At 64.1% G+C, this 3,789-nt stretch carries 3 protein-coding genes and 1 pseudogene; all 4 read left to right on the top strand.

Features of this window, described 5'->3' with window-relative positions; translation table 11 throughout:
- Positions 1-253 (top strand): annotated as a pseudogene (locus tag ACEW8G_RS04435) (hypothetical protein); the annotation flags it as partial.
- 181 nt (positions 254-434) lie between these two features.
- Positions 435-2,171, top strand: coding sequence for an arginine--tRNA ligase (gene argS, locus ACEW8G_RS04430; protein WP_373487240.1), 1,737 nt, complete (start codon positions 435-437; stop codon positions 2,169-2,171).
- A gap of 66 nt (positions 2,172-2,237) precedes the next feature.
- Positions 2,238-2,864, top strand: coding sequence for an SPOR domain-containing protein (locus ACEW8G_RS04425; protein WP_373487239.1), 627 nt, complete (start codon positions 2,238-2,240; stop codon positions 2,862-2,864).
- A gap of 31 nt (positions 2,865-2,895) precedes the next feature.
- The coding region (locus ACEW8G_RS04420; RefSeq protein WP_373487238.1) for a glycoside hydrolase family 3 N-terminal domain-containing protein at positions 2,896-3,789 on the top strand (894 nt) is incomplete at its 3' end.

Genomic DNA, 3,789 nt, shown 5'->3' with positions numbered 1-3,789 from the left:
GAACTTTGCCGATGGCCAGTATCGCGCCGAGGCCAAGGGCACCGGGGCTGGCTATATCGAAAAGTCCGCTGCGACGTTGCCCGAGGACATCCGTGAGCGCATCACCCGCCGCCGCAAGACCGGCGATCCTGACGCTGCGGTCGATCCGCTGTCGCTGCCCGATGTGCGCGCCGCGATACAGCGCACCAGCTTTGAATTGCTGGTCGGCTTTCAGCTGACTGGCGATCAGCTGCAATATAACGCAACCCGATGATGCGACATAACCCTCTCCCTTTACGGGAGAGGGAGAGCTTCGCGTAAGCGAAGCGAGGGAGAGGGCTGGGAGCACGACCGGTGGCTGGTTACCCCTCTCCAACTTCGACTGGGAGCTGCGCTCCAAGTCTGCGTATCCTCTCCCCTGAAGGGGCGAGGGAGACACGACCAAGGTTTCGCTCATGACACTCTACACCCGTTTCACCCGGCATCTGCACGATGCACTCGATGCGCTCGAAGCCGACGGTGCTTTGCCCGCCGGGCTTGACCGCGCGGCGCTGACGGTCGAGCCGCCGCGCGATCCCTCGCATGGTGATCTGGCGACCAATGCCGCGATGGTGCTGGCCAAGCCCGCCGCGTCCAATCCGCGCGCGCTGGCTGAATTGATCAAGGGCGCACTCGAACAGGTCGATGAGATCACCGGAGTCGAGATCGCTGGCCCCGGCTTCCTCAACCTGCGGCTTGCGCCATCGGCATGGGTCGGTGAATTGCGCGCGATTGCCGATCTGGGCACCGATTATGGCCGGTCTGATCTCGGCAAGGGCATTACCGTCAACATCGAATATGTCTCGGCCAACCCCACCGGGCCGATGCACATGGGCCATTGCCGGGGCGCGGTCGTCGGCGACGCGCTGGCGACCCTGCTCGAATATTCGGGCCACACGGTGATCCGCGAATATTATATCAACGATGCCGGGGGCCAGGTCGATGTGCTCGCGCGCTCGGTGCACTGGCGCTATCTTGAGGCGCTTGGCAAGGCGTCTGGCGACGTGCCCGAGGGCCTGTATCCGGGCGATTATCTGGTGCCGGTGGCGCAGGCGCTGGCAAGCGAACTGGGCGACAGCATGGCCGATGCGCCCGAAGCCGAATGGCTGGCGCAGTTCCGCACCCGTTCGGTCGCGGCGATGATGGACATGATCCGCGCTGATCTGGCGTTGCTGGGCATTCACCACAATGTCTTTTCGTCAGAGGCAGCGCTGCAGGCGGCGGGCAAGCCCGAAGCTGCCGAAGCCGTGCTGCGCGCGCGCGATCTGGTTTATGATGGCGTGCTTGAAGCCCCCAAGGGCAAGACGCCCGAAGACTGGGAGCCGGTTGAGCTGCCATTATTTCGCTCGACCGCGTTCGGTGACGATCAGGACCGGCCAATCCGCAAGTCGGATGGCAGCTGGACGTATTTCGGTGCGGACCTCGCCTATCACTTCCAGAAGGCCGAAACCGCCGACCAGTTGATCGACATCTGGGGCGCGGACCATGCCGGGACGGTCAAGCGGATCAAGGCGGCGGTCGAGGCCTTGACCCAGGACCGGCCGCAGGGCCAGGCGCGCTTCGATGTGCGACTGGTGCAGATGGTCAAGCTGATGCGCGATGGCGAGCCGGTGAAGATGTCCAAACGCTCGGGCAATTTCATCACGCTCGCCGAGGTGGTGGATGAGGTCGGCAAAGATGTCGTGCGGTTTACCATGCTGACCCGCAAGGCCGACGCCCAGATGGAATTCGACTTCGCCAAGGTGGTCGAGGCGTCGAAGGACAATCCGGTGTTCTACGTGCAATATGCCCATGCGCGCATCCAGTCGCTGCTGCGTAAGGGGGCTGGCGAGGGGTTGGCACCTTCGGCCGAGCATCTCGAAACGCTGGGCGAGGAGGAGCACGCACTGATCGCGCTAGCGGCGCAGTTCCCGCGAATCGTCGAGTCGGCGGCGCTCAATCGCGAGCCGCACCGCATCGCATTCTATCTGGGAGATCTAGCAGCGGCCTTCCATGCATTTTTCAATCTGGGCAATGATCGGCCTGACAAGCGGATCATCATGGTTAACGCGCCCGATACCAGTTTTGCGAGGCTTTTCTTAGCCAAAAATATCGGGCAGGTTATTGCCAACGGGCTGGCGCTGATGGCGGTCGATGCGGCGATGGAGATGTGATCGCCGCCGGATCATCGACGAGCCAGCGCGCGGCCAACGCAGAGCGCACCAGGATGAGGCACAGCTATGAATGATCGTCTGGACGACCGGTTGGATGAAGATCCGCGCGATGCGTCGCTTGGGCTGGATATCGATGATGACCGGCTGCCATGGCTCGAATCAGCCGATGACCAGGCCGACAGCGGCGGCAACACCGGGCGGGTGATGGGCTTCATGCTGCTCGGACTGGTGGCGCTGGCGATTGCGCTGGTGGTGGTGTTCTGGTTTCGCGGCGACGGCGGCGCGCCCGCGGGCGATGGCAGCCTGATCGCCGCGCCCGAGGGCGATTTCAAGGAGGCACCCGAAGATCCTCAGGCGCAGGCAGTCGCTGGCACCGGCGATACAAGCTTTGCTGTTAGCCAGGGTGAGCAACCGCAGGGCCAGCTCGCAGACCCTGCTGGCGTGCCACCTCCCGAAGGCAGCGCGCTCGTGCAGCTTGGTGCCTATACCAATGAGGCCGGCGCGGTTGCAGGCTGGGCGACCCTCAGCCAGCGCCATGAGGTTCTGTCGGGCCTCAATCGCCGGATCGTGCCTGCCACTGTCGATGGCGGGCAGGTCTTCCGGTTGAGCGCGGTGCTCGACACCCCTGCGCGCGCCAGTGCGGTGTGCGATACATTGAAGAAAGCCGGGCAAAACTGCCTCGTCGTGCGTTGATTTTCGCGAGGCTTTGCCCGAAGCTGGCGTCATGACACCTGCGATTTTTGGACTGACCGGCCTGACGCTGAGCGATGATGAGCGCGATTTTTTTCGTGAGTGCGTGCCCGCTGGCTACATCCTGTTCGGGCGCAACATTGACAACCGGACGCAACTGCGCGCGCTGACCGACAGCCTGCGTGCGCTGCACGGCGATGACCGGTTGCTGATCCTGATCGATCAGGAAGGCGGGCGGGTTACCCGCATGAAGCCGCCGGAATGGCTCGCCTTTCCACCCGGCGCGGCTTTCGACCGGCTGTATGACATTGCGCCTGCCAGCGCGATCGAGGCGGCGCGGATCAATGCCGAGGCGCTGGCGCTTGATCTGGCCGAGGTTGGCATCACCGTCGATTGCCTGCCGCTGCTCGATGTCGCGGTGCCCGGCGGCACGCCTGCCATCGGTGACCGGGCCTTGGGGCAGGAGCCGCTGCGCGTCGCTGCCTTGGGCCGCGCGGTGCTCGATGGTCTGAGACGCGGCGGCGTGCTCGGCACGATCAAGCATATGCCGGGCCATGGCCGTGCGATGGTCGACAGCCATATGGAAATGCCCCGCGTAAGCGCGAGCGCGGCTGAACTGGAACGCGACATCGCCCCGTTTCGCACGCTTGCTTACGCTGAGATCGGCATGACCGGGCACATCCTGTTCGAGGCGTGGGACAAGGAGCGCTGCGCCACCCATTCGCCCTGGATCATCGAGCACATCATTCGCGGCGCAATCGGTTTTGACGGGCTGCTCTTGACCGACGATCTGGATATGAAGGCACTCGACGGGTCGGTGCCCGAGCGCGCGGCGCGCGGCATTGCCGCAGGCTGCGATATCGCGCTCAACTGCTGGGGGCGGATGGACGAGATGGCCGGCATCGTTAACAGCCTGCCCGACATATGC

Origin of the sequence: Blastomonas sp., assembly GCF_041747255.1 — a bacterium.
GTDB lineage: Bacteria > Pseudomonadota > Alphaproteobacteria > Sphingomonadales > Sphingomonadaceae > Blastomonas.
This window is presented reverse-complemented; position numbering and strand designations above follow the sequence as displayed.

Excerpts from the sequence above, each read along its gene's own strand:
- argS (WP_373487240.1), top strand. The coding sequence starts at position 435 with ATGACACTCTACACCCGTTTCACCCGGCATCTGCACGATGCACTCGAT.
- ACEW8G_RS04425 (WP_373487239.1), top strand. The coding sequence starts at position 2,238 with ATGAATGATCGTCTGGACGACCGGTTGGATGAAGATCCGCGCGATGCG.